Source organism: Dictyobacter sp. Z7_2, assembly GCF_057551105.1.
Genome location: NZ_BAAJPE010000002.1, coordinates 3,873,183 through 3,899,351, shown reverse-complemented (window position 1 = coordinate 3,899,351; position 26,169 = coordinate 3,873,183). Strand labels below are relative to the sequence as shown.

The window sequence follows — 26,169 nt, the reverse complement described above, 5'->3', positions numbered from 1 at the left end:
ATCGAAACCAGCCTCTGAGTCTAACTTTAGGACACCTGTATCCAGACCAATTGAATCTCTATGGCGACCGCGGCAATATTCTCACATTTCGACGACGCTGTCAGTTGCGCGGCATCGAGCTACGAGTAGTGGGTCTAGGCGTCGGTGATGCTCTGGCTCCTGACGAGTACGATTTGTTATTTATAGGCGGTGGACAAGACAAAGAACAGGCTCCCGTTTCGCAAGATCTCCACGAGCTCAAAGGGATTGGGCTGTGGGCTGCGATCGAAGATGATATGCCTGTTCTGGCCGTGTGCGGCGGCTTCCAGCTATTGGCCCATTACTATCGGCCAGCTGAAGGACCCGATATGCGCGGCTTAGGCGTCTTTGATGCTTGGACAGAACATAAAGGTTCGCAAGCTACACGTTGTGTCGGAGATATCGCGATTCGATGGCAGAATCAAACATTGGTCGGTTTTGAAAATCATGGTGGTCGGACCTATCTGGGCACAGCACTCCCACTGGGTAAAGTGCTGAAGGGATATGGCAACAATGCGGAAGATCATACCGAGGGAGCTATCTACCGCAATGCCTACGGGACCTACTTACACGGTTCACTACTCCCCAAGAATCCTCATTTTGCAGATCACTTGATCGAACTGGCACTACAAAGAAAATATGCATATCAATCCATTGAAGAGCCGCCGTTATCCAATGGAACCCACGCGATCTCTCCATCTGAAAATGGTTCGACTGTATTAGAGTTACAACAAATGAATTTGTCACCATTACTGACTCCTCTTAACGATACTTTAGAATGGGAGGCTCACGCTTCGATACTTGAGCGTCTCGGATTATATAGTGAGGCGGCCTCCGTCTGGCGCACTCACCAGGGTTAAGTCAGTTTTCAATTGATGGGGAATATAAGCTATGAGTTTTGATCGGTCAATGGCTCGTTGCTCATTCTGTGGCCGCCACTCATCAGACGTCCGGCGCATGATCGCTGGACCGGGGGCCGCATACATTTGCGACGATTGTCTACAGTTGTGTAATGATATTCTCCGTGATCCAACGCCCTTTTCAACCCAGGCTTTGGAGTTAGCATCTCGCCCTCCGATAGTCGTAGCCGCTCCACCTGCGCCGGCACAGAATCGTAGCGAACAGGTAGGCACACGCGACCCATTGCGCACGGTGACCCTCGAAATAGAACAAAAGCAGCAGGGGATGACCCTACTGCTGCATCGCATCCACTATTATCAGGATTCCTTCGAACTCCAGTATCTCTGGATTCGGCCACCCTTTACAGCCGGCTTTACCTTTGTCCCACGCATCATCTTCTTCCTGAAAGACAGTTCCGGTACCCAGTGGACCGGCGATCGCGGCGGTATGATTCTGGCACGTCCCGACCTCGCTAGCGGCCCGAACAATGCCGTCTATCAGGGCAACGCACGCTTCCGACCACTACCCGCTCCCGACGCGCAGACTCTGACAATTCGCGCCGCTGATCCCTTAGGACAATTCGAAGAACCATCCCCTCAAGCCTGGCACTTCGACATCACTTTGTAAACCAATACGCGAGCGTACGACAACTAAAGTAGAGTTGTACGCTTGCGTCCAACTCCGTCAAGTGAAGGAATCGTCTCCCCCAAAGAGATCAAGCAAGCAGGCGTAGTACTCAGTCAAGACACATAAGGACGTTGCGTGGCAAAGGAGGATGGCTCCTTGAACCAGGCACTCAGGCTCGCCGACGTAGCGGCGCGGCTCCGCCGTGCTGTCACTCGACGCACGAACACGTCCCATGCGCATCTGAAAGCAACGCAGACGAGACGATCCACGGTGGAAAGATCACGCAATGGAACCCTATGGGGAGCGTGGTCGGACGAGTCACAGACAGCACGGCGGAGCCGCGCCGCTACGTCGGTGAGCCTCTCACCCCATCGCCTTCTGGAGCTGTTTTGGACACACATCACCGATACCGCATCAGCGCGATGGCCTTTGACAGAGCAGTAGCGGCGCGGCTCCGCCGTGCTGTCACTCGACGCACGAACACGTCCCATGCGCATCTGAAAGCAACGCAGACGAGACGATCCACGGTGGAAAGATCACGCAATGGAACCCTATGGGGAGCGTGGTCGGACGAGTCACAGACAGCACGGCGGAGCCGCGCCGCTACGTCGGTGAGCCTCTCACTCCATCGCCTTCCGGAGCTGTTTTGGGACACACATCACCGATACCGCATCGGCGCGATGACCTTTGACAGAGCAGTAGCGGCGCGGCTCCGCCGTGCTGTCACTCGACGCACGAACACGTCCCATGCGCATCTGAAAGCAACGCAGACGAGACGATCCACGGTGGAAAGATCACGCAATGGAACCCCATGGGGAGCGTGGTCGTACGAGTCACAGACAGCACGGCGGAGCCGCGCCGCTACGTCGGTGAGCCTCTCACTCCATCGCCTTCCGGAGCTGTTTTGGGACACACATCACCGATACCGCATCGGCGTGATGACTTTTGACAGAGTAGTAGCGGCGCGTCTCCAATGCGACATTGATACAATGACCTTTAGAGAACGGCATATTTATAAGTATGAATAATGTGTTATCAATATAACATATTGCGCCAGAAATCCCCCTCGCACATGAACATTGTTTAATACTATTGCACAACATATTCATAAAATGTTCATACAATGATGGTATTATAGTAATGCATTTAAAAATCAAGTTTAAGTATATTGCTTTGTGGAAGGGGGCATGATTATGGCAGAGATACCTAGTGATCAGCATATTACTTATCAATTACAATATCGCAAATGCGGGAAGACTTCATGCAGTACGTGTCGCAACGGTCAGGGACATGGTCCTTATTGGTACGCCTATTGGCGCGAGGGTTCCCGCCTGCGCTCGGGATATATTGGAAAAATTCGTCCCTTTTTTCAAAAAACGCGAGCCCTAAGCCGCTCAGGTAGCGACGCAAACGAGCGGGTTCAGCCCGGGTTAACGGAAGGATATCCAGCCGGTTCGGTCTCGCGTGCCATAAATTAACGCTCATCATTATAGCTTGTGTGATAGAATGTCCCTAAACTGTATTCGGAACAAGGATTTGGGGACTGTGGGATGAAATGTCCTTTTTGTGGAAAGAGCGAGTCACGGGTGAAGGATTCGCGGGATATTGGTGACGCTATTCATAGGCGGCGCGAATGCGATCATTGCAAAGGTCGCTTTAGCACATACGAGCGCGTTGAGAAGTTTCATTTGATGATCATCAAACAGGATCAGCGCCGTGAAGCCTTTGATCGACAAAAGCTCTATGTCGGACTGCGTAAAGCTTGTGAGAAGCGTCCCCTGCCTGCGGGCGAGGTTGAGAAGGCTGTCGAGGAGATCGAGCTGGAGCTTTATCGCTTTGGGAAACAAGAGATTCCCAGTAGCGTGATCGGCGAGCTCGTGATGGAACATCTACGACGGATGGACAAGATCGCCTACATTCGTTTTGCGAGTGTCTATCGATCATTTGGCGACGTCGAAACGATGTTTGAAGAGATCCAGAAGCTGCTCAATCGAGAAAAGCCTGACCCCGAAAAGCTCAATCCACTAACCAGGAGCGAACCGCTCAACAACTCATTTAATCCAGACGACTTTTAGCGCCAAGACTGTACTGCTCACACGTAGAAAAAAAGTTCAGCGTGAATGTCGCGCTTTTGTGTTGCGATATTCACGCTGAACAAACCAGAGCTGCTTATTCAGCCGCTCTCAGGCTTTCCGCCTTGCGCAGGCGACGACTCAAGACAACCAGCAGCTTGAGCGCAGCCTCCGGATGATCGCGTAAGAACCCGCGAAATTCCCAGACGGGCAGCAATAAAGCCACAACATCGTCCACCGCAGTCACGGAGGCAGAGCGAGGCAGATCATCAATCAGCGCGATCTCCCCCAGGACACTCCCAGGACCTAGCAGGCCCAGATCCGCTTCCGCACGGTCAGGATCGTTGGCCTGCGTCACGCGCACCGTTCCACTGATGATGATGTAAAGTCCCACACCAGTAGAGCCTTGTTCAATAATGGCCGTCCCGGCACTGTAGGAACGTTCCTGGCTGCTTTTCGCAAGTGACTGGATTTCTTTCTTATCTAGCACCGAAAAAAGATCGACGCGTCCAAGAGTGTCTTCATGCATAGTGAACATTGCCTTTCGAAAAAAGTAGCATATGATTGCTAGCAAATTATAACGCCCAAAATCTCCAAGCCGCTGGGAATGAATAAATGCTATCAGACGATAGATTATCTCTGTGTCAGGAGCATTCTTTGCTCTTCATTATAACATCAGCTAACCAGACTCTGCGCATACAGCAGGGATAGTATGACAATTTTCTCTGCACTCATCTACTCCATTTTAACCTCAAGAATTGAGCAATCTTTGACTTTCGAAAGCCACGGAATATACAATGAGGCAAGAACACAATAATACTTCAACGACATCACTCGGCGATAGATGAGTTTTAAGGATATATTTTTATGACGACATCAGAAAACGAAAAGAAAGAAAAAGATCGTCAACTGGCAGAGAAGCGCCTGCAAGCTGGCTTTACAGCCTACAATGAGGGCCGATTAGATCAGGCTTCCGAGGCGTTTGGGGATGCGGAGATTCGTTTCCGCATGAGCGGAGATTTTAAGCAAGCAGGCGATTCTCGTGCGATGATCGCCGATATCTCTGAGCAGAATAACGCGCTTGAGCAGGCGATCAACAATTATCAACGGGCGATTCGCCACTATAATGAAGCCGATCTGCCACTGCTGGTCGCAGCCAGCGAGCTTGCCAAAGGCCACATTGAACGACGTTTAGCCCATCTGGATCAGGCTCAGGACGCGTATCAGGCAGCGCAACAGATCTATCGGAAACAGCAATCTTCCAAAGGTCTGGGCAACGTTGAGCTGGCGCTGGGTCACATCGAGTTGCAGCGAGCAAACACCTCCTACGCAGCCGATCACTATCAGGACGCAATTCGCTATTTTAAAGAGGCCAATGAGCGCACCAGTGAGGCCGATGCCAGTCGTAGTCTGGCAGATATCCAGCGCCTCAACCGTCAATTTGCGGAGGCCGAGACAGCCTATCAGCGGGCACTGGAGATCTATCAGGAGACAAAAGATAACTACGGCATTGTGGATGCGCAGACCGGACTCGGCCGTATCTACCTCGATCAGGGGCGACTGGACGAGGCCACGACGATCCTGGCCGACGCACTCAATCGGGCCGGCTTGATCGAGTATGAGCTTGGTCAGGCAGATGCGAATCTGGGTCTGGCCGAAGTGAATCTCTTGCAGTCCCAGATCGATCAAGCGATGATTGGAGCTCAGTCCGCGCTTCAGATCTATACTGACCAGCGCCATGCCCTGGGCACGGCGAACGCGGGACGCATCCTGGGAGAAGTCAATCTACGCCGTGGACAGCTCTCTTACGCAAACTCGATTATGGAACGCACGCTGCGCACCTATCAGGCGGTCGCCTATCGTCTGGGACAGGCCGAAACGACGATTGGACTGGGTCTGATTCAAGCCAGACGCGGCTTCCTCAGCCGTGCACAACAAACCCTGGAAAATGGGATGCAACAGGCTCATACGCTCCACGATCTGCCAGTCGAGACCCGGGGCTTGCTTGGCCTGGGAGAGGTGCAACGTCAAAAGGGGGAGTTGAGTCCCGCCAGAAATATCTTCAACGATGCTCGTGAGCAAGCCGAAAAGATTGATCCGCTGCTGGGCATTCCTTATAGCATCCAGGCCAACATAGGCTTAGCTCGCCTGGACATTTTAGGCGGCAATTTAAAAGATGCCGAGAGTCATCTAGCAGATGCAGAAAAGGCAGCAGCGCCAGCCAATATCCAGGCCAGCCAACTCCAACCAGAGATCCTGGCAGTCAGAGCTCAGCTACGTCTGACCGAAGGAGATTTTGCGGATGCAGAGTCCATCTACAGCACAGTGCATAATCAGGCAGATGCGTTACAGCAATCCACCCTGGCCATCGAGGCACTGCTCGGACAGGCACAGGCTCGCCTGGCACAGCGCGAGTTGGAGTCCTCACTGACAACCTTCTTTGAGGCCGGCCGACAATTCCAACTGTTGGAAAATACCAATGGCGATGGCGCATCCGTGCTGGGCGTGGCCCAGGTCCATATGGGACAGCAGCAATGGGAGGAGGCACTCGATAATTGCGAGGCCGCCCTGATTCGCTTCCGACAAACAGATGATCAGTTAAGCGAGGCCGATGTGATCCTCACACGAGGACTGGCTCAACGCGCCAAGGGCGAGCTCGATACCGCACTTGTCGATTTTGAGCAGGCGCTACGCTTTTACCATCAGCAACGCCGTCCCTTAGGAGTCGCGGATACGCGCTTTGCTCGTGGCTCCGTCATGCTGCTGCGCGGCGATCTGGCACAGGCACGCGATGAACAAAGTAAAGCGATCGTCCAGGTAGAAAAAGTCATGAATAGTATCAGTACGCCACAACGCTGGGGTACGTTCCTGCGCCAATATGCAGAGCAATATGCGGAGACGGCAATTACCGACCTGCGCCAGCATCAAGATGATCAGGCCAGTAAGCTCCTCCAGGATTTCACACGTATTGCGGGATCAGTCGAACTCCTGCAGCATCTCCAGGCGTACGAGGCCGCCATCCCGCTGGGAGGAGAAGAGTTGTCAGCCGAGGATATTCAGACCAATACAGATCTCGTCAAACGTTTGACACAGTTGCGTCGTATTCTTTAATGACGCTATGATTAATAGAAGAGCACGATCGTTGTAAGCGGGCTGGGTGAATACCTTGCAATCGATGATATACTAGAAGGCGTGTTGTGGGCCTGAAGAAGGGCAAAGCAACCATCCAGCATTCCTTCTACAGACGTCTTTCCCAGCTAGTAGACAGCAACTGGGATTCAAATGGACTATTCAATACGCAACACACCATGTATGATGCCAACAAGCAGTTGTCATCACAGCGCTGAATAGGTAAAAATCAAAACAAGGCAGGCGCGGCGATCTATGAACCATCGCCTTCCGCACTGAAAAGCTGAAGGGACACTTCGTTATGGGTATACAGTTCTTACGTGGAAATCCACAAGCTCCCAAAGGGCATGCTATTTTCATAGCAAGAAGTAGAAACAACGCGCGAGTTGTCTATAGTACCTATTGTCTTGTACCGCCAATACCCATGTCAATTGCGAAGTACCTACCACCTCTCTTCGCCGCACAGATTCCTTCAGAAGAATTGCAGGGCGCGGAGAGTATTGCGGGTATGCCCATTCCTCCAATGTTGGAAGAGGGAATGAGCCTCGAACAATTGCAAATTTTGGCTGAGCGGCGCGACGATGATCTCTGCGATCTGGGGTCCTCTTCTTCCGAGGAGATGGAACGTATGCAGATGGCCACGATCCATTGTCAGGAGTATGCACAATTATACGCCAATGCTCTCTCGCAAACAACGCAACTCCCCAAAGTCAAACCGAAGGCCGTGCCAAAAGAGGCGACCTTTGAAGAGACCCACGCGACACCAATTAGGGATTTGGATGCTGACGACCTGTTTGTCCAGACGCTCTCCGAACGGCAGAAGCTGGCCGAAGTCGGCAAACTGGTCGGGATGGCACGCTACGCTCTGGAGGGTCAGGATACTACTCTCCTTCAGGATACCAGACAGCGGATTGAGCGCCTGACACGCTCCCTCCCCGACAAGTATCGTGGGACAGAGATCGCTAAAGCGGCGACAGATCCAAGCGAGCGCGGTGCCAGGTTAGCCGAGTTATATCTGAGCCGGGCCTATAAGCTGCTGGATGAAGAATATGCTGAAATTCCTGGCATTGAGAGCGCTATTCGCAATTTAAAAGATGAATAGCGCTCTCAATGCATGTCCTTATACATATATACTTACACATGTAGGAGTTAATCTATGGCCGCAGTAGAACTAGGAGTTGATCTTTCAGCTCTTATTGACGCAGTATTGAGCGGAGACAGTGTCGGCATGGTTTCCCGCACGCGCAGTCTTTTAGAACAGGAACGTAACGCCGATGTGCTGCTTGGTCGTATCGGTTTATTGGCCTCAAAGGGTGATCCAGAAGGCCATGTCACCATCACGCTGGCGGCGGCAGCCATGCTTGCTCGCTTCTTACGTGTGCGACCGGCACCGCTGGATACGGAAGTGCCACCCCAAATACGTGCCCTGCCGCTCTTCATCCGAGCATTAATCACAGCAGGACCCGCGATACGCAACGGCAAGAATAAAACCACTGAGACGCCGGCACCACTCTTTCCCAGCGAATTCATCGATCAGAATAAAAGCGTCAACCAGGCATTGAACGACGCAATCCAGCAGAACGATCCAGAACTGGCAGAACGCATCCTGCTGGGCCTCTATGGCACGGGAGCAGACTACCGTACATTGCAGGTACGTGCATACGAAGCCATCGCCACTACCTTTTCAAATGGCGGGCATCCCCTTCAGGACACCGTGCGCGGCTTCCAATTGCTTGATGCCGTCGAATGGGGCAAAGAAGTTCCTGTTCTTTTACACTGGCTCACGCCGCAACTGTCAATTAATCCCGCCAAACCAGAACCGGAGTGGGTCCAGACCGTGCGCGACTATGTGGCAGACACCAAACATAGTCTGGCCAGTATTCGGACACGCCTGTCTGCACCGAAAAATGAGCAGGCTCTGGCTCTACGAGAAGTTATCCTCAGTAACGCCGATACCGCAACCGTCTGCGAGCAGGTCTATACAACACTGATTACCAGAGAAGCTGCACCATTAGCGGTAGCCGCTGTGATTGCACTGGCCGCCACGCAGATCACCCAGTCAGTAGATGACGAAGATAGAGATCTCTTCATTCGCACCGCCCATGGATTGCTCTTTGCATCGGCCACACACAACGTCTATCGTCAGGTCCAGGACGTAGAAGCCTATAACTTACTCTTTACCGCAGCCGCATACATCAACAACTTATTCAAAGAGGTCTCCGCGCTGGGGAAAACGCCATCCCAGCACACCGAAGTCCCCGCGACCAGCGCAAAAGCAGTCGGAGGCGGTGGCTTCATCGCCGTCAACCAGTTGGAAGCGCTGGAAGAAGAGTTGCTGAACAAGGATCTCCATGCCGCCACCAACACAGCACAGCGCTATCTGATGCTCGGACATGATCCCCGTGCACTGTTTGGCACGATCGGCCTGGTAGCCGCCCAGAATGATACCACCATCGATCAAGGCCACTCTCTCCAGATCATACAGGCGGCCGGTGAAGAATATACGACCTGGCCTCGCGATCTCAAAAGCACAAACATAAACGTGTATCTACAAATTGCCCTGCGCGCAGCCCTATTCGGCAAACGCGATGCGCTCGTTTCTCAACTATAAGAAAAACCCTGCTGTGAGCGGTTGTACCAGGCACAATCGCTCATAGCCCAACGTAATACTCTGTCAAAATTCATCACGCCGCTACGTCGGTGATGTGTGTCCAAAACAGCTCTGGAAGGCGATGGGGGGAGCCGCTCACCGACGTAGCGGCGTGGCTCCGCCGTGCTGTCTGTGACTCGTACGACCACGCTCCACATGGGGTTCCATTGCGGGATCTTCCCACCGTGGATCGTCTCGTCTGCGTTGCTTTCAGATGCACATGGGACGTGTTCGTGCGGGAAGTGGCAGCACGGCGGAGCCGCGCCGCTACGTCGGCGAGCCTGAGCGCCTGGTTCAAGGGGCCATCCTCCTTTGCCACGCAACGTCCTTCTGTGTCTTGACTGAGTATTAGCGTCGCACGCTCGCGTGCGACGCTACGTTGGGTTACGGTAAATCTTGATTGAGCAGTACTAGAAGACATATATACAATCCTGCCATTTTCTACCATGACGCTTGGCAATACCAAAATAACAACTTATACTTCAGGTATAGTTAGAAAAAAATCAAATTGTTGAGAAAATCATCATAGTTATTTTTACCCTAGAAGAAAGCTGAAGCGCAGTATATGCCTGTCAAAAAAAGAGATTATCGTATCAATAGAGCGACCATCACCCAATCATTATGCCTTATGCTCTGTCTCTTATCTATTACCGCCGCAGCCTGTAGCAATCCATTTGGAGGCAACACGAACTCCAAACAGTTGACAAAGGCACCGGCCTCGAAACAGACGTATACCATTCCTCAGACTGGTATCTCTGATTTCGATACGCTCGATCCGGCTCTGGCACACGATCCAGCCTCAAGCAGCGCGGTACAAATGATCTACACGGGACTGGTCCAGCTCAACGACAAACTTCAGGTACAGCCTCAACTGGCCCAATCGTATCAGCTCGCCAGCGATGGCGTCACCTGGACATTCAAGCTCAAGTCCCATCTCGTATTTAATGATGGTACACCACTCACCTCGAAAGACGTCGCCTACAGCCTGAATCGAGCCCTGCTCCCTGCGACCAAATCGACGGTCGCGCCACTCTATTTAGGATTAATTAAAGACTCCGATCAATTGCTGGCGGGACGCATCTCGACGCTGATCGGGGATAGCATTCAGACGCCCGATGCTCAGACGATCGTGATTGTCACAAAAGAGCAAGCGGCCTATTTTCCGGCAGCCTTAACTAATCCATGCGCCTACGTTGTCGAGGAGAGCCTGATCACCAAATACGGCGCCACTTTTACCGATCATCTCAGCGAAGGCGGCGGAGATGGACCATTTAAAGTCTCCAGCTATGTCCATCGCTCTCATCTCGACTTTGTGCCGAACACAAAATACTACAACAAGCCGCCGCAACTGCAAAAAGTCTCTTATGTTATCTATCCAGCCGAGCAAAGCGCCTATCAGGATTATCTCAACAACAAGCTTGACATGACAGGCGTGCCAGCAAGTAATTACAGTAGCGATCAAAAGCGCAAGGATTTTGTACAAACGCCACAGCTATGGATCAACTACTATACGATGAATTATTTGACCAAGCCATTCGATAATATCCATATCCGGCAGGCCTTTGCACTGGCGATCGACAAGACAGCGATCGCCAAAAACGTCTGGAACAACACCGTTATCGCCACCAACCATATTGTTCCCACAGGGATGCCTGGCTCTAATGCCAATCTCACCGGTCCCGATGGCACCACCAATCTCAAAGGAAATGCCAAAACAGCGCAAAAACTTCTCCAGCAAGGTCTCAAGGAAGAGAATTGGAACTCCGTCGCTGACATGCCCACCATCCAACTCACCTATGTTTCAGGCATAGCCGCCTCCACACAAGAAGTCACTGCTCTGATACAGGACTGGCACAAGGTACTCAATGTGCAGGTGACCGCCAATGCCGTCGATTACAATACACTCCTCGACCAGGTGACTGCTGCCACTGGCAACGCCAATGGCATCCAGATGTGGGGACTGTCCTGGGTCGGCGAGTATCCTGACTTGCAAGACTGGCTATCGCAACAGTTTGGCAAGGGGACCGTCTACAATAATATGAATTATGGTCAGAATACAAGCTCGACGGCGGCACAGCAACAAATTATCCAGCAACAGCTCGCCAGCGCCGACGCCAATACCAGCAACGCGAGCCAGCGTATACAAAGCTATCAGCAAGCCGAACAAAAGCTTGTCGATGACGTCGCCTGGCTACCAATAGAGCAAGAGAAGCAAGTCTTTCTGAGAAACATGGATATCATTGGCATCGTAGATAATGCTCAAAACATCATTCCCCCTGATGACTGGGCCAATATTTATCGCGTCCAATAGCCCGGAAGAAAACAGATACGGTGGCACCTCGCTCAAAGCTGGCTGCCACCGTATCTGACGTTGCTGATACTCCCTTCAATATGTATCTTTATTCCTTCACAAAGGAGAAGCCCTTCATGCGATTGACAAAAATGTCAGCATTTGGAGTCGTTCCCACTTTGCTGACAGCCCTAACCCTCATACTGAGTTCCTGCGCGAGCTCTGCAACTTCCACCACTAACCCCAATCGAGCACCAGCAAACCAGCAGGTATTAAATCGACCACTCACCGGTATTTCTGACATCAGGACCTTTGATCCGGCGATGGTATCGACCATCACATCATTGACGCCTATCAGTATGGTCTTTACAGGACTGGTAGCACTCGATGACAATCAAAGGGTAGTCCCGGAGCTAGCTCAATCCTGGTCGACCTCCAGCGATGGCCTGATCTGGACCTTTACCCTCAAACCTGATTTAAAATTCAGCGACGGCACCCCTTTGACCTCCGCCGATGTAGTCTATAGCATTAATCGAGCACTTCAGCCAGATCTCGGTTCGCCAGCAGCTCCCAGTTATTTAAACTTGATCCAGGACGCCAATCAGCTGCTAGCTGGCAAGCTGACAACGCTGATTGGAGATAGCTTGTTGACTCCGAGCGCGAATACGGTGGTGATCAAAATCAATCAACCAGTCTCGTATTTTTTAGCCACTCTCACCTATCCAACCGCCTTTGTGGTTGAGAGAAAACTGATCGACACATATGGCAACACAAATTTCACGGACCATCTCAATGAAGGCGGAGGATCAGGTCCCTTCAAAGTCAAATCATATACGCATGACAAAAGCATCGTGCTGGTACCCAATCCAAACTACATCAAAGCCCAACCAGGCATCACAGTAAATATCCTCTTCTACCCGGATGTCAACACGGCCTACCAGGCCTATCGCAGCGGTCAACTGGATCTCACCCCGATCCCCAGTACCGCATTAAGCCTGATGCAGAGCAGCACAGAATACCATAAAACGCCTATCCTGGCGATCTTTTATTACGCCATGAATTTCTTATCCAAGCCGTTCGACAACATCAAAATTCGTCAGGCCTTCGACCTGGCACTCGATAAAAGCCAGATTGTCAAAATCGTGTATAAAGATGTCGTCGTTCCGACCAACCATATCATCCCGAATGGCATCCCGGGCTATAATCCCAATCTCAAAGGTCCAGACGGCACAATGAGTACCAGCGGCAATCCAACGCTCGCCAAGCAACTATTCACTCAGGGACTCCAGGAAGCAGGCTACGCCAACGTTGCAGCCTTACCCAAAATCCAATTTCGCTATGCGAGTGGCAATGCGGACACCAATAGAGAGTTTTCAATTGCCATTGCAGAGTGGAAAGAGGTGCTGGGAGTGGATATCCAGGCGGTGCCCACTGACTTCGAGACGTTGACAAGCGAGCAGCCAAAAACTGTAGGGAATAGCTCATTGCAGATGTTTCAGACAGGTTGGACCGATGATTATCCCGATGCTCAGGACTTTACCACGCTTCAGTTCAGCAAAGGCTCGCCAAACAATTCGACTAATTATGGACAAAATAATACGACAGTAGCAGCACAACAGGTCAAGGTGCAGCAAGAGTTGAGCGCGGCAGACGCTGAGAAAGATCCAAATCAGCGGAAAAAATTATATAACGATGCGGAACAGCAATTAGTGAATGATGTAACCTGGCTTCCTATGTATCAGGGTGCAACATCGTATGCCCTGAAAACATATGTCAGTGGCTATACTTTTGATGCGACAAATCTTGTTCCACCGTTCAATTGGGCAAAGGTTTATATCATAAAGCATTAAATGCCTGTGCCGACGAGCACTTAGCTCACTTGCTTTCCTGTAGGAAAGCAAGTGAGCTTTTTTAGATACAATTTTATTTTCTTGAGAGTACTTTATGATTCTAGTAATTCTAGCAATTGTAGAGTACTCTTAATCTCACTATAACATCCGACGCCCCCAAAATTTCTTTCCATCTTTTACTACTTTGTATGTAAATCATAACTCGATAAGATTTTGATTTATTGCTAGTAGAATATAGCGATTATTCTTTGTGAGATTTATGTAAAATGCAACGTAATTACTATAGATAGGCCTGGCCAAACAATCTATGCATGCCGACTATATGTCGTATATATGATCAAAAAGCTACAGCCTATAGAGCATGGATGACATGCAATAATATGCAACAGGCATTCATGACAAATACCAGGAGGGAGAATACTCACTTATTTGAACTAAATTACCAGTCTATATCTATCTATGCAGGTGTGCATAGATCACATTAAAAATCCCATCAGGAATGTACAATTTACTTATCATTATTCCTTCACTAACAAGGAGAAGTTCTTAAAATGAGAACATCGAAAAAGTCAGCATTGGCAATCATCACGACGTTATTAGTCGTCATGGGTGTAGTGCTGAGCGCCTGCGGGGCTACCAGTAGTACGACAACAGACAGCGGAAAAGCTCCAGCAAATAAGCAGGTACTTAATCTGCCGTTGTCCGGTATTTCAGACATCAAGACCTTCGATCCTGCGATGGCAACAACCTCAACCTCCCTCGACGCCATCAGCATGGTCTACACAGGGCTCGTCACATTGGACAACAGCCAGAAAGTAGTGCCCGAGTTAGCCGAATCCTGGACAACATCCAGCGATGGCCTCACCTGGACTTTTAAGCTGAAGCCGAATCTGAAATTCAGCGACGGTACAGCTTTAACATCAACCGATGTGGTCTATAGTCTTGATCGGGCGCTTCAGCCTTCTCTTGCTTCTCCAGCGGCTCCTAGCTACTTGAACCTGATCAAAGATTCCGATCAATTGCTGGCTGGCAAGATCAAAACGATCATCGGTGACAGCGTTTTAGCTCCTGATGCCAATACCGTGGTCATCAAGATCAACAAGCCTGTGGCTTACTTCCTGGCCACCTTGACTTACTCGACAGGCGATGTCGTCGAGAAGAAGCTGATCGACAAATATGGCAATACCAAATTCACCGATCATTTGACCGAAGGCGGCGGATCTGGCCCATTCAAAGTCAAATCGTACACGCACGGCAAAAACATCGTGTTCGAGCCAAATGCAAACTACATCAAAGCCAAGCCAATCGTCACAGTCACCTACACCTTCTACAAAGACTCCACCACCGCCTATCAGACCTATCGCAATGGTCAGGTAGATGAATCAGGCGTCCCAACCGCCAATCTGAGCCAGGTGAAAGACTCCCCCGAGTACCACAAAACACCTGAGCTGGCGATCTTCTACTATGGCTTGAACTTCTTAAGCAAGCCCTTCAACAATGTCAAGATTCGGCAGGCATTTGAGCTCGCCATTAACAAAACGCAGATTGTCAGCGTCGTCTACAAAAACGTACTGACACCAACCAACCATATCGTCCCATCAGGCATGCCTGGCTACGACGAAAATCTGAAAGGCCCGGATGGCACCGCCAGCACCAGTGGCAATCCAACCAAAGCCAAGGAACTGCTCGCCGAGGGACTAAAAGAAGAGGGCTACGCCAGTGCCTCTGCCTTGCCAAAAATCTCATTCCCTTATGCAAGTGGTAGTGCAGACGAAGACAAGGAGATCGCAATCGCTGTTCAGGAGTGGAAAGATACACTGGGCGTCACCGTTCAGGCTGCTCCAACAGACTTCGAGACTTTGAGCTCGCAGCAGTCTCAGAACAACGGCAAAACCACATTGGCGATGTTCCAGAGTGGCTGGATCGATGATTATCCTGATCCTCAGGACTTCACAACCCTCCAGTTCACACCAAATTCCCCCAATAACGCGACCAACTACGGTCAAAACAAAGCAGCTAACGCCGTAACACAGGTTGCCACGCAAGCTACTCTGGCCGCAGCCGATATCGAGAAAGATTCAACCAAGCGTCTGCAAATGTACAACACAGCCGAGCAGCAGCTGGTGAATGACGTCGCATGGTTGCCCATCTATCAGGCAAATGCGTCAGCGGTCCTCAAAACATACGTCAAAGGATACTCCTTTAACGCCGGTGGCTTAGTCCCACCATTTGAGTGGTCTGCGGTCTATATCACCAACCATTAGTCACGGCGCAAGTGATGGGCGCGTCAGGATCAAGCAAGACGCTTGAAATGACGTCGCCAGGCATCACACGTTGTAAAAGACAATCGTCAACGCCACGCTCACGCGGCTTCGCTCAGACGATTGAATGGCATCCCATTGGGATAATGATCGGCTTGCTGATCATTATCCCAACTGCGTGCCAGCTTCTACACCCAGAGGAATAGAAGCACAACAACAGCATACAGAGATAGCAGGTGGCATGGATACTTCTACCAAATAATCGCGACAATCCTGGTGAAATATTCCATTATTACTATTTTATCGCCTTGACATTATGAGTAGCCTCACATAAAATAGCAAAAAAGCCTGACTCAAGCATCATCACCAGCAGTCATAATTCTTCAACGAATATCTACCCAACGGTGCCATTGTGTAGGTAGCAAGAAAGCACTCTGTTGAGCGCTGAGTCCCTTTTTATGCCTTATGCCAGTTGTGCAGATACAACCATCGTTGACCAATTGGGTGTTCGATAAGGGAAGTACAAGGTATTTAACATGACTCAATTTTTGATCAAAAGGCTTTTCGGCCTGATCTTCGTCCTGATAGGTGTAACTTTTATTACATTTATCATAGGATTCAAGGCCCCAGGCGATCCTATTCAAGGGATGCTCGGTCCCCATTTCAATATGGTCACCTATTTGCGACTCAAGCATCTGTATGGGTTAGACCTTCCCTGGTATCAGCAATACTTCAATTATGTAATCAATCTTTTGCATGGTGACTTAGGAATATCGTTTTCAACGCAGGGCCGTGCGGTCTGGGATATTCTTAAGGATGGCGTTCCTACATCGCTCGAACTGGGTTTCTGGGGATTGGTGATCGAACTAGGAGTCGGAGTGCCACTGGGTATTGCGGCTGCACTCTATGCAGGAAAATGGTTCGATTCAGCCAGCATGGGCGTGGCAATCTTTCTCTACGCCATTCCCACTTTTGTGCTCGCCGTACTGGTACAGGTACTGATTGTGTATCTCCATAATTCCACCGGTTTCTTCTGGCCTGTCGAAGGCTGGGGAAACACATGGCGCTATAGCTTAACGGATATTCAATTTAAGCTGGCACCGATAATTATCTATGGAGCCACCGGCTTAGCCTATTTCGCCCGGCTGACCCGTACCAGCACACTCGAAGTTCTCCGCCAGGATTACATTCGTACTGCACGCGCCAAAGGATTACGTGAACAGGTTGTTATCTATCGGCACGCGCTGCGCAATGCTCTGATCCCAATTATCACCGTCTTGGGCGTATCCCTTGGTTTTCTCGTCACGGGTGCTTTCTTTATCGAAAACGCCTTCAACATTTCAGGCATCGGATACATCACCATCCAATCCATCAACACGCGTGATTATCCTGTGATCCAGGGAACAACCGTCTTACTAGCTGCCGCCGTCGTGCTAGGCAATCTGGTATCAGATCTACTCTATACGGTCGTAGATCCGCGCATCAAAGTTTCGTAGGAGACAGATATGAATACACAGGATCCGAATTCAGAAACACGTGCGTCTGGATTTATCGCTCCCACCGGTCGGGCAGTAGAACCAGAACAGGAGGCCAAATACGTCGTAGGTTTCTCAGCAGGAACTCCACTGACAGATGCAGCGATCGCTGAGACCAAACCAATCAAAGACGATGGCAGAAAAGCCGCTACCCCTTTTCAGGAATCACTGCGCCGCTTCCGCCGCGATAAGCGTGCCATGGGCAGCCTGATTATCATTCTGGTCATCATCGTCATCGCGCTGATCGGCCCATTTATCTACCAGCATATCGGCGGTTCTTACACCGGAGCATTCAGTACCAAAACCATTGGACCCGAAGTCTATCACACCTTCGATCACCAGGAACTGGATCGCACGGATGAGCTACCTTCGGCTCAATACTGGCTGGGGACCGATGGCATCGGACGCGACATCCTCGCTCGCCTGATGCAAGGAATGTTAGTCTCAATCGTCCTGGCAGTCGCCGTGGAAGTGGTCGACATCGTGCTCGGCGTAGCCGTAGGCGTACTTGCTGGCTACTATGGTGGTATAATAGATCAGTTGCTCGCTCGTCTGGCCGATCTACTCTTTGCCTTCCCAGGATTGCTCTTTGTGATTTTGATCTCAGGTATTTTAGGACCCTGGGCTCAGGACAACCTGAGTTCCATTCCAATCATTGGAGCCAATGGTGACGCACGTCTGCTCCTTGTCTCAATGGCGCTGGCATTTACCGCCTGGCCGCTGATGGCGAGGTACGTTCGTGGACAAACGCTTCAGCTACGCGAACAGCAATTTGTGGAAGCCGCAAAAACATCGGGCAGTAGCGACCTGACAATTCTCTGGCGACACATTGTACCGAACCTGTTCAGTATCGTGATGGTGGCTTCAACGCTGAATATCTCCAGCACGATTATCGGCGAGGCAGGTATTAGTTATCTTGGTTTGGGTGTTGTCCCTCCAGGATCAAGCCTTGGACTGATGATCGCTGATGCCTCAGATTCTCTGATGGTCTATCCCTGGGAACTCTTAGTCCCATCTTTAACCCTGGTAATCATTGTGCTAGCATTCTCGTTCATCGGTGATGGCTTACGAGATGCATTCGATCCTCATTCAAAAGACTGATCACAATTTAATGAGGGAGTGGAGATAGACAAATGGCAGCAAATTTGCTGGAAGTAAACAATCTGAAAACCTACTTCTATACAAGAGGAGGGGTCATCAAAGCCGTTGATGATGTCTCGTTTAAAATGAAGCCGGGTGAAACCCTGGGAGTCGTCGGCGAAAGCGGCAGCGGGAAGAGCGTGACCGCACTCTCGGTGATGCGCTTGATTGCAACTCCCCCCGGCAAGATCGCAGGCGGAGAGATCATCTTCAATGGCGATAATATTTTAAACAAGAGCATCGATGAGCTGACCGAATTACGCGGCAGTAAGATCTCAATGATCTTCCAGGACCCGATGACTTCTCTGAATCCGGTCTTTACTGTAGGCTATCAGATCGCTGAGACGGTCAAGCGGCACCGTAAAGATGTCAATAAAGATCAGGCCTGGCGCCGAGCCGTCGAGATGCTCGATCTGGTGCGTATCCCTGATGCCGCCAAACGAGCAAAGAGCTATCCACATGAGTTCAGTGGTGGTATGCGCCAACGCGTGATGATCGCCATCGCTCTGGCCTGTAATCCACAATTGTTAATTGCCGATGAGCCAACCACCGCTCTCGACGTGACAATTCAAGCGCAGGTGCTGGAACTCATGAAAGGCCTCTCACAGGAATTCGGGACCGCCGTGATGCTGATCACGCACGATCTGGGCGTGGTTGCAGGTACATGTCAATATGTCAATGTTATGTATGCGGGGCACGTGGTAGAATCAGCACCAGTGAAACAGATCTTTTCTACGCCAGCGCATCCTTACACGGTAGGATTACTGCAATCGATTCCCAGAGTCGATGATCTGCGTGGCACACGCCTGACACCGATTGCCGGTCAGCCACCCGACATGATCAATCCACCATCGGGATGCCCATACGCGGCGCGTTGTCCGAAAGTACAGACCCGCTGTCGGCAGGAGCGACCAGAACTGCAACTTGTAGGTCGTGGTGAACAAGCCGCTGCATGCTTCTATCCAAACTAGCGCGATATTTCCAGGTATGAGAGGAAAAAGATGGTACAACAAGTTCAGAAGCCAAAGGCGATCGGAACAACCCTCGTCGAGGTCAAAGGTCTGAAGGTTCACTTCCCGGTCAAGGGAGGTCTCCTGGGACGTACGGTGGCCCACGTAAAGGCGGTCGACGGTGTAGACCTCTTCGTCCGCCGTGGTGAGACGCTAGGATTGGTAGGAGAGAGTGGCTGCGGCAAATCGACCACTGGACGTGCCATTCTTCAGTTGATCAAGCCCACCGAGGGCACTGTCAAGCTCAACGGAGAAGAACTCACCACGATGCCTGCCAATATGATACGTCAGAGGCGTGCAGATATGCAGATGGTCTTCCAGGACCCTTATAGCTCACTGGACCCTCGCTATACGATTGGGCAGATCATCTCGGAGCCATTGCAGAACTTTCAGCGCGGCAACGCTAAAGAGGTCGTCGATCAGGTGGCCAACTTGATGGAGACCGTGGGACTCAATCCCTACTACGTCAACCGCTTCGCGCATGAGTTCAGTGGTGGTCAACGTCAGCGTATCGGAATTGCTCGCGCCCTGGCCCTCAATCCATCTTTCATCGTCGCTGACGAGCCAGTCTCTGCACTCGACGTTTCCATTCAGGCGCAGGTCCTCAACTTGCTGCAAGATCTGCAAGGGAAAATGGGACTGACCTACCTGTTTGTGGCCCACAACCTCTCGGTAGTAAAACATATCAGCGACCGCGTCGCTGTGATGTATCTGGGACGCGTGGTGGAGCTGGCCAAGAGTGAAGACCTGTATGAGACACCATTGCATCCCTACACGCAGGCGCTCCTCTCAGCGATCCCGGTCCCTGATCCAGACGTTGAGCTACGCCGAAAACGTATTATTCTGGAAGGAGACGTGCCGAGTCCGGTCAATCCACCCAGCGGCTGCAACTTCCATCCACGCTGCTGGAAAGCCCAGTCCATCTGCCGTGAAGTAATTCCGCAGCTGGAAGAAAAGCAATCCAACCACTACGCGGCCTGTCACTTCCCCGGCTAGAGTAGCCATGAAGCAAGCAGATTAGAAGGCATAAGAAGCAGGCGTCTAAGGGTTGTCATGATCCTCAAGACGCTTGATTCGTGTGAGCAACCTGATACGTGCAGCCAGATGACGTACATCATAAGGTTTGACAACGTAATCGTCAGTGCCAGCCTGGAAGCCGGCCACTTTATCAGAGAGGGTTGCCCTCGATGTTAATAGCATAATGGGGAGATGCCGAAGAGAGAGGACGGTACGTATATAGCGGCACAGATCTAATCCATTCTCTGAGCCGACAACCACTTCCGAGATCACAATATCGGGCCGCGATACAGAAAGATACGCCTTCGCCTCAGTAACAGACCCGACGCTATGTATAGTATATCCAGCACCCAGCGCCAGTTCCATCTTTGCATGTACGCGTGAATCGCTCTCCACAAAAAGAATCTGTAACCTACGCAATGCCTGTAGCCCACACGAGCGCAAGCGCTCTCTTATCACGACTTGAGAGAAACGCTCAGCGATATTCCGCTCAGCAGAGCAGAATACAGCCAGCGCTTCTCGATATTTCAATATACAAGTCAGCCCTTAACATCGTCGCAACGAAACAAAACACGGCTAGTCGTTCCCATCTTGCTGATAGGGGTCATAGTGATTTTGTGCCAGAGAGTCAGTACGAAGTTGCCTCTCAGCAGGAGTCAGGCGTGACACACGTTCGATGGCAGCATTGAGAGCGGTCGGTTTAAACGGTTTAGTCAGATACTCATCAGCGCCAGAAAGCAAGCCAGTCATTTGATCTTCATCGCGGGTCATGGCACTCAAGATGATGAGTGGAACATCCGCCGTACGCATATCGCCGCGCAAGCAGCGCACCAACTGATAGCCGTCCATTTTAGGCATCTTCACATCAATAATGACACAATCGGGTTGCTCGGCAAAGACGCTCTCAAGACCTTGAACGCCATCGTATGCAACTACGACCTGGTACGAACCTTGTAAATTCACAGCATACTTGATGAGCTCGACTATCGTCGGGTTATCGTCGATAACCAATACTTTTTTTATCGCATTCACACTGCTCATATAGCCGCCTCCGCAAAGAGTCGCACAATGCACTGCTTACAGATTGTCAAAAAAGGATCTCGCACCTCTCGCATTGTAACACAGTTATGCCCTGCTGCCAACTTATAGCAGGGCTCCTCACCTCGCTAGACTATTTTTTGTCCGTAGACATGATAATAAACGTAGGAAGTCTGATATTGCTCCCACTCCTCGGGCAGTAATTGCAGAAAATAATCAAACTTCTCAAGAGGAACATCGGCATTCTTTTGATAAAAATATTTTAAGGCACCAAAGATATGTAACATATCAATGGCAAACTTCTTACCGTTGGGTCCTCCCCACGCACCAATCGGTACGCTGACCTCTTTACTGGTCACGTTTTTCAATCCGATGTTCTTCAGCGTGCTACCAATGTCCTTGACGGCCGCCAGATAGATACCGTTCTTGGCACATGATGTACGACCCCAGTCCAGAAATTGATCCATGATCGGGCCGGTGTTCACGCACACATCTGACACCTCAAGGACTTCTAGCCAGCCTCCATTTTTTAAGACGCGCATCTCTTCCAAAAAGAGAAATGACCACATCGTGGTCGGAATAGCTGCCACCAGCAGGCGCTGGTAGGCATAATCAAAGGTGTTTTCGATAAAGGGAAATTTCTTGAGGATGTTGGCTTGCACGTAGTGATAGTTGATAGGTTCCAGGTGTCCAGTTATCTTTGGCTCCTCCAGATCGATAGCATACACCTGGGATTTCGGAAAATCATGTGCCATCTCCCTGGACCACATGCCAGCACCTGATCCGACATCAAGAATATTGGCATTGTCGGGAAAAGGAACGTTGTGTAAATTAAATATTCCCTTGAGAAATCTATGTTGAAAGGCCATGCGTTCTTCTTCCAGCTTATCTTTGGGTAGCACATAGGGCATATCAGCCAGACCTGCCCGTTCCGCGGAAGCAGGTTGCGTATATTGCGGCTCCTCTGAAGCTTGTGATGAATGCGCGGCATCTTTATTTCCCATGATCCATCGAACTAATCGCATATCCTTGGACTCCCTCCCTGGCGATATATAAGAGAGATGATTCTTTATCGTCTCCCATTCTTTGTTCAGCTTTCCTGGTCTCCCTGACAACTCGAAATACATTATAAATGACAAAATAATTTTTTGCTACTCTCTGCCAGTGTAAAATAACGATCTACATAATTTTTTAATGATATATACAAATACATTTACCGATGCTTTGGAGACATACATCCAAAATGTCACCGAGAAGCCATAGGGTGAGACGCTCACCGACGTAGCGGCGCGGCTCCGCCGTGCTGTCTGTGACTCGCACGATCACGCTCCTCATGAGGTTCCATTGTGTGATCTTTCCACTGCGGAGCGTCTCGTCGGCGTTGCTTTCAGATGCTGGTGGGACGTGATCGTGCGTCCAGTGACAGCACGGCGGAGCCGCGCCGCTACGTCGGCTGGCTTTTACGCCTGGTTCAAGGGGCCATCCTTCTTTGCCACGCAACGTCCTTCTGTGTCTTGACAGAGTAGTAGCGGCACGGCAATCCGCTTGATGCAGCGTGACCCACTTGTTTGCGTCCCTCGCGAGCGTACGATGTTTCAGTTTGGTATGCTACAATACAGGGAGACCTTATCTGTTACCGAGTACACAAAGGGGGGTGCCCAGATGCTGGACCGCTATTCACGACAAACGTTGTTTGCGCCGATTGGAAAAAATGGACAGCAACGTCTACAGGCTGCTACGGCGACTATTATTGGCTGTGGTGCGCTGGGGACGGTGCTGGCGAATAATCTGTGTCGTGCGGGTATTGGTCATCTTGTGATAGCGGATCGCGACTATATCGAGCTGAATAATCTACAGCGCCAGATTCTCTATGATGAAGATGATGTAGCTCAGCATCTCCCCAAGGCGATCGCGGCGAAGAATCGCTTGCAACGGATCAATAGCGATGTCAGGGTTGAGGCTCTGGTCGATGATATTACGGCCGATGGGATTGAGTCGCTGGTCCGTGAGTCGGACATTATTCTGGATGCAACCGACAATTTTGAGACGCGTTATATCATTAATGATGCCTGCGTGAAGCATCATACTCCCTGGATCTACAGCGGAGTTATCGCGGCCTACGGGGTCACGATGAATATTTTGCCCGAAGAGACCGCTTGCTTGCGCTGCGCATTTCCGGATATCCCTTATCCTGGAGCAACTCCCACCTGTGACACGGCCGGCGTGCTGAATGGGATTGTGGGAGCAATTACAGGGATGGCTTCGACCGAAGCCTTAAAAATCTTGCTCGGGAGCGATAAGATCAGTCGCGATCTGACCTGGCTCGATCTCTGGGATAATACGTTTGAGCGCCTTGAAATCCCACGTCAAGAGGAATGTCCCACCTGCGGAGAGCACGAATATACGTTTCTTGAGGCGCGTGGTAACTCCAGTACCAGCCTTTGTGGCCGTGATGCCGTACAGGTGCGCAGCACTCTGCATGAACATGGCCAGCGCCTGAATTTCTCTGAGCTGGCCCAGCGCTTGCAAACGGTCGGGGATGTCAATTATAATGCGCATCTCTTGCGCTTTCACGTTGAGGGCTATGAATTTACGGTCTTTCCAGATGCACGCGCCATCATTAAGGGGACGGATGATGAGCTGGTCGCTCGTTCCGTCTATACGCGCTATATTGGGATGTGAGATGGGGATAGTATGGGACCGTGGTCAGGGGTCCGCTTTGTGGTTCTTGTACTCTCCTATCACACTTTGCTATAATAGCCGTGGTTCATCTCCTGTCATTCTCGCTCCGCACGAACCGAGATAATCAGAAGAGTGGATTTACCCTCCCCACCTATCAATCAAGCAAGCAAGCAAGCAATCCTTCAAGCCGAATAAGGGAGATATATAACTGAATGAACGAGCATTTTCTTGTCTGCGTAGCGTGGCCTTATGCGAAAACCGCTACTCATGTTGGACAAATCGCAGGCGCCTATCTGCCTGCTGACATCTTCGCACGCTATCATCGCATGGCAGGAGATTCTGTCCTGATGGTCTCAGGAAGCGATGAGCATGGAACTCCGATCCTCGTCGAATCCGAGCGTCTGGGCATTTCGCCACGTGACTTTGTGGCCAAGTACCATAACCAGATCCTAAAGGTGTGGGAGCAGCTCGGGATCTCCTGGGATCTCTATACCGAGACTGGCACCGAGAACCATTATCGCATTACGCAGGATTTCTTTCTGACCCTGTACAATAAAGGCTACATCTTTAAAGATACAATGCAGTCTGCCTACTGTCCCACCGATCGTCGCTTCCTGCCCGACCGCTATGTTGAAGGCACCTGTCCCCACTGTAGCTATCCAGACGCTCGAGGAGACCAATGCGATAACTGCGGACATACGCTTGATCCCATCGATCTGATCAATCCACGCTGCCGCCTCTGTGGCAGCAAAGAGAGCAAGCTTGAGATGCGCATGACGGAGCATTTCTTCCTCGATCTGCCAAAGTTACAGGAGCCTCTGGCCGCCTGGCTTTCTGAAGGCAAGGAGCATTGGCGTCCCAACACGGTGGCCTTTGTGCAGAACTGGCTCAATGAAGGACTCAAGGCTCGCGCCATTACACGCGACCTGGATTGGGGTGTGCCGATTCCTCTCGAAGGCTATGAGGATAAACGCATCTATGTCTGGTTCGATGCCGTGATTGGCTATCTGTCAGCCTCGGTTGAATGGGCCACCAGACAGGGCACGCCCGACGAATGGAAGACCTGGTGGGTGCCCGGCCAGACCGATCCAGCGGTCAAGCCCTACTACTTTATCGGCAAAGATAACATCCCCTTCCACGCCATCATCTGGCCCGCCATGCTCATCGGCTATGGAGACCGCAATCTTCCCTATGACGTCCCTGCCAACGAGTTTATGACGATGAGCGGCGCGAAAGCGTCGAGTAGTCGCGGAAATGTGATCTGGACCGGCGACGTGCTGGAAAAATTCGGCGCGGATACGTTGCGCTATTATCTCTCGGCCACCGCTCCAGAGGGACGCGATACGGATTTCACGTTCGATGAGATGCTGCGTCGCAATAATGATGAGCTGGTCGCAACGTATGGCAACGTGGTCCATCGCTCCCTGACCTTCTTACAGAGCAAGTTTGGCGGCGTCGTGCCGCAACCTCAGACGTTACGCCCCGCCGATCAGGAGATCCTGGCCGAGCTTGAGAGAGGATTTGAAGCGGTCGGCAATCAGATCGCACTCTGCCACTTCAAAGATGGTCTCAATGCCGCTATGATCGTCGCACGCGCCGCCAATCGCTATCTGGACGAGCAGGCTCCCTGGAAGCAGATCAAAGTTGATCGCGAAGCCGCCGGGACGACCATCTATGTCATCCTGCAAGTCATCAGCGGACTACGCATCCTCTTCTGTCCCTACCTACCATTCTCCTCACAGAAACTGAATGAGTATCTGGGCATCGAGGGCGATGTCAGCCAGCAGGCATGGAAGTATCAGGAGATCGCGGCTGGGATCACGTTGCCCAAGCCCGGACCTCTCTTCCCCAAGTTGGAGATTCCTGTTACAGCTTGACGCTATCATAAATATATCGCAAAAGTAGCAGAAGGGGCCTTACACCTATAGGTGCCAGGCCCCTTCTTTATGG

General features: G+C 51.0%; 25 protein-coding genes. 19 read left to right on the top strand and 6 right to left on the bottom strand.

Going from position 1 to position 26,169, the window contains the following annotated elements; translation table 11 throughout:
• The first annotated feature begins 14 nt into the window (after positions 1–14).
• The 6 genes from AC27N8_RS29865 (at position 15) to nrdR (ending at position 3,620) form a co-directional block, all read left to right on the top strand.
• A complete protein-coding gene (locus AC27N8_RS29865) occupies positions 15–878 on the top strand; it encodes a type 1 glutamine amidotransferase (RefSeq protein WP_487074770.1) in 864 nt (287 codons plus the stop codon).
• Positions 879–909: 31 nt separating this feature from the next.
• Complete coding sequence (locus tag AC27N8_RS29860; RefSeq protein WP_487072353.1) at positions 910–1,545, top strand: ClpX C4-type zinc finger protein; 636 nt, start codon at positions 910–912, stop codon at positions 1,543–1,545.
• A 135-nt stretch (positions 1,546–1,680) separates the two neighbouring features.
• The gene (locus AC27N8_RS29855) at positions 1,681–1,989 is read left to right on the top strand and encodes a hypothetical protein (protein ID WP_487072351.1); all 309 of its coding nucleotides are present in this window, start codon (positions 1,681–1,683) and stop codon (positions 1,987–1,989) included.
• A complete protein-coding gene (locus AC27N8_RS29850) occupies positions 1,935–2,573 on the top strand; it encodes a hypothetical protein (protein ID WP_487072349.1) in 639 nt (212 codons plus the stop codon). Before AC27N8_RS29855 ends, AC27N8_RS29850 begins: the two co-directional genes overlap by 55 nt.
• A gap of 165 nt (positions 2,574–2,738) precedes the next feature.
• Positions 2,739–3,023 carry a DUF6788 family protein gene (locus tag AC27N8_RS29845; protein ID WP_487072347.1) on the top strand — a complete coding sequence of 95 codons (285 nt, stop codon included), beginning with the start codon at positions 2,739–2,741 and terminating at the stop codon, positions 3,021–3,023.
• 72 nt (positions 3,024–3,095) lie between these two features.
• Entirely contained in the window at positions 3,096–3,620 is a 525-nt protein-coding gene (gene nrdR / locus AC27N8_RS29840) for a transcriptional regulator NrdR (RefSeq protein WP_487072345.1), read from the top strand.
• 94 nt (positions 3,621–3,714) lie between these two features.
• Here the strand turns inward: nrdR and AC27N8_RS29835 are convergent, their stop codons facing one another.
• Positions 3,715–4,146 (bottom strand): Crp/Fnr family transcriptional regulator, encoded by a 432-nt coding sequence (locus tag AC27N8_RS29835; RefSeq protein WP_487072343.1) that lies wholly within the window; start codon positions 4,144–4,146, stop codon positions 3,715–3,717.
• Positions 4,147–4,484: 338 nt separating this feature from the next.
• On the opposite strand from AC27N8_RS29835, the gene AC27N8_RS29830 reads away from it, so the two are divergent.
• The 3 genes from AC27N8_RS29830 to AC27N8_RS29820 all read left to right on the top strand — a co-directional run bounded on the left by AC27N8_RS29830 (position 4,485) and on the right by AC27N8_RS29820 (position 9,357).
• Positions 4,485–6,728 carry a tetratricopeptide repeat protein gene (locus AC27N8_RS29830; RefSeq protein ID WP_487072341.1) on the top strand — a complete coding sequence of 748 codons (2,244 nt, stop codon included), beginning with the start codon at positions 4,485–4,487 and terminating at the stop codon, positions 6,726–6,728.
• A gap of 319 nt (positions 6,729–7,047) precedes the next feature.
• On the top strand, positions 7,048–7,848 hold the full coding sequence (locus AC27N8_RS29825; RefSeq protein ID WP_487072339.1) for a hypothetical protein: 801 nt from the start codon (positions 7,048–7,050) through the stop codon (positions 7,846–7,848).
• 54 nt (positions 7,849–7,902) lie between these two features.
• Entirely contained in the window at positions 7,903–9,357 is a 1,455-nt protein-coding gene (locus AC27N8_RS29820) for a hypothetical protein (RefSeq protein ID WP_487072337.1), read from the top strand.
• Between the two features lie 73 nt (positions 9,358–9,430).
• Here the strand turns inward: AC27N8_RS29820 and AC27N8_RS29815 are convergent, their stop codons facing one another.
• Positions 9,431–9,817 carry a hypothetical protein gene (locus AC27N8_RS29815; RefSeq protein WP_487072335.1) on the bottom strand — a complete coding sequence of 129 codons (387 nt, stop codon included), beginning with the start codon at positions 9,815–9,817 and terminating at the stop codon, positions 9,431–9,433.
• A gap of 144 nt (positions 9,818–9,961) precedes the next feature.
• Between AC27N8_RS29815 and AC27N8_RS29810 the strand changes: the two genes are divergently transcribed.
• From AC27N8_RS29810 to AC27N8_RS29775, 8 genes are all read left to right on the top strand, one after another.
• Positions 9,962–11,707, top strand: coding sequence for a peptide ABC transporter substrate-binding protein (locus AC27N8_RS29810; protein ID WP_487072333.1), 1,746 nt, complete (start codon positions 9,962–9,964; stop codon positions 11,705–11,707).
• A 116-nt stretch (positions 11,708–11,823) separates the two neighbouring features.
• On the top strand, positions 11,824–13,536 hold the full coding sequence (locus AC27N8_RS29805; protein ID WP_487072331.1) for a peptide ABC transporter substrate-binding protein: 1,713 nt from the start codon (positions 11,824–11,826) through the stop codon (positions 13,534–13,536).
• A 551-nt stretch (positions 13,537–14,087) separates the two neighbouring features.
• On the top strand, positions 14,088–15,800 hold the full coding sequence (locus tag AC27N8_RS29800) for a peptide ABC transporter substrate-binding protein (RefSeq protein ID WP_487072329.1): 1,713 nt from the start codon (positions 14,088–14,090) through the stop codon (positions 15,798–15,800).
• 14 nt (positions 15,801–15,814) lie between these two features.
• Positions 15,815–16,003 carry a hypothetical protein gene (locus AC27N8_RS29795; RefSeq protein WP_487072327.1) on the top strand — a complete coding sequence of 63 codons (189 nt, stop codon included), beginning with the start codon at positions 15,815–15,817 and terminating at the stop codon, positions 16,001–16,003.
• A gap of 330 nt (positions 16,004–16,333) precedes the next feature.
• On the top strand, positions 16,334–17,293 hold the full coding sequence (locus AC27N8_RS29790; RefSeq protein WP_487072325.1) for an ABC transporter permease: 960 nt from the start codon (positions 16,334–16,336) through the stop codon (positions 17,291–17,293).
• Positions 17,294–17,302: 9 nt separating this feature from the next.
• Complete coding sequence (locus tag AC27N8_RS29785) at positions 17,303–18,433, top strand: ABC transporter permease (protein ID WP_487072323.1); 1,131 nt, start codon at positions 17,303–17,305, stop codon at positions 18,431–18,433.
• Positions 18,434–18,465: 32 nt separating this feature from the next.
• Positions 18,466–19,443, top strand: a complete 978-nt coding sequence (locus AC27N8_RS29780; protein ID WP_487072321.1) for an ABC transporter ATP-binding protein — start codon at positions 18,466–18,468, stop codon at positions 19,441–19,443.
• Positions 19,444–19,473: 30 nt separating this feature from the next.
• On the top strand, positions 19,474–20,478 hold the full coding sequence (locus AC27N8_RS29775) for an ABC transporter ATP-binding protein (RefSeq protein ID WP_487072319.1): 1,005 nt from the start codon (positions 19,474–19,476) through the stop codon (positions 20,476–20,478).
• Between the two features lie 45 nt (positions 20,479–20,523).
• On the opposite strand, the gene AC27N8_RS29770 is transcribed toward AC27N8_RS29775, so the two are convergent.
• The 4 genes from AC27N8_RS29770 to AC27N8_RS29755 all read right to left on the bottom strand — a co-directional run bounded on the left by AC27N8_RS29770 (position 20,524) and on the right by AC27N8_RS29755 (position 23,037).
• Positions 20,524–21,030 (bottom strand): response regulator transcription factor, encoded by a 507-nt coding sequence (locus AC27N8_RS29770; RefSeq protein WP_487072317.1) that lies wholly within the window; start codon positions 21,028–21,030, stop codon positions 20,524–20,526.
• A gap of 45 nt (positions 21,031–21,075) precedes the next feature.
• On the bottom strand, positions 21,076–21,540 hold the full coding sequence (locus tag AC27N8_RS29765; RefSeq protein WP_487072315.1) for a response regulator transcription factor: 465 nt from the start codon (positions 21,538–21,540) through the stop codon (positions 21,076–21,078).
• 125 nt (positions 21,541–21,665) lie between these two features.
• Positions 21,666–22,562: a class I SAM-dependent methyltransferase gene (locus AC27N8_RS29760; RefSeq protein ID WP_487072313.1), complete on the bottom strand. Its 897-nt coding sequence runs from the start codon at positions 22,560–22,562 to the stop codon at positions 21,666–21,668.
• 166 nt (positions 22,563–22,728) lie between these two features.
• Positions 22,729–23,037 (bottom strand): hypothetical protein, encoded by a 309-nt coding sequence (locus AC27N8_RS29755; protein WP_487072311.1) that lies wholly within the window; start codon positions 23,035–23,037, stop codon positions 22,729–22,731.
• A gap of 162 nt (positions 23,038–23,199) precedes the next feature.
• Here AC27N8_RS29755 and AC27N8_RS29750 point away from each other — a divergent pair, with 162 nt between their 5' ends.
• Positions 23,200–24,219: a ThiF family adenylyltransferase gene (locus tag AC27N8_RS29750; protein ID WP_487072309.1), complete on the top strand. Its 1,020-nt coding sequence runs from the start codon at positions 23,200–23,202 to the stop codon at positions 24,217–24,219.
• A 212-nt stretch (positions 24,220–24,431) separates the two neighbouring features.
• Positions 24,432–26,096: a methionine--tRNA ligase gene (gene metG / locus AC27N8_RS29745; protein ID WP_487072307.1), complete on the top strand. Its 1,665-nt coding sequence runs from the start codon at positions 24,432–24,434 to the stop codon at positions 26,094–26,096.
• Positions 26,097–26,169 lie beyond the last annotated feature (73 nt).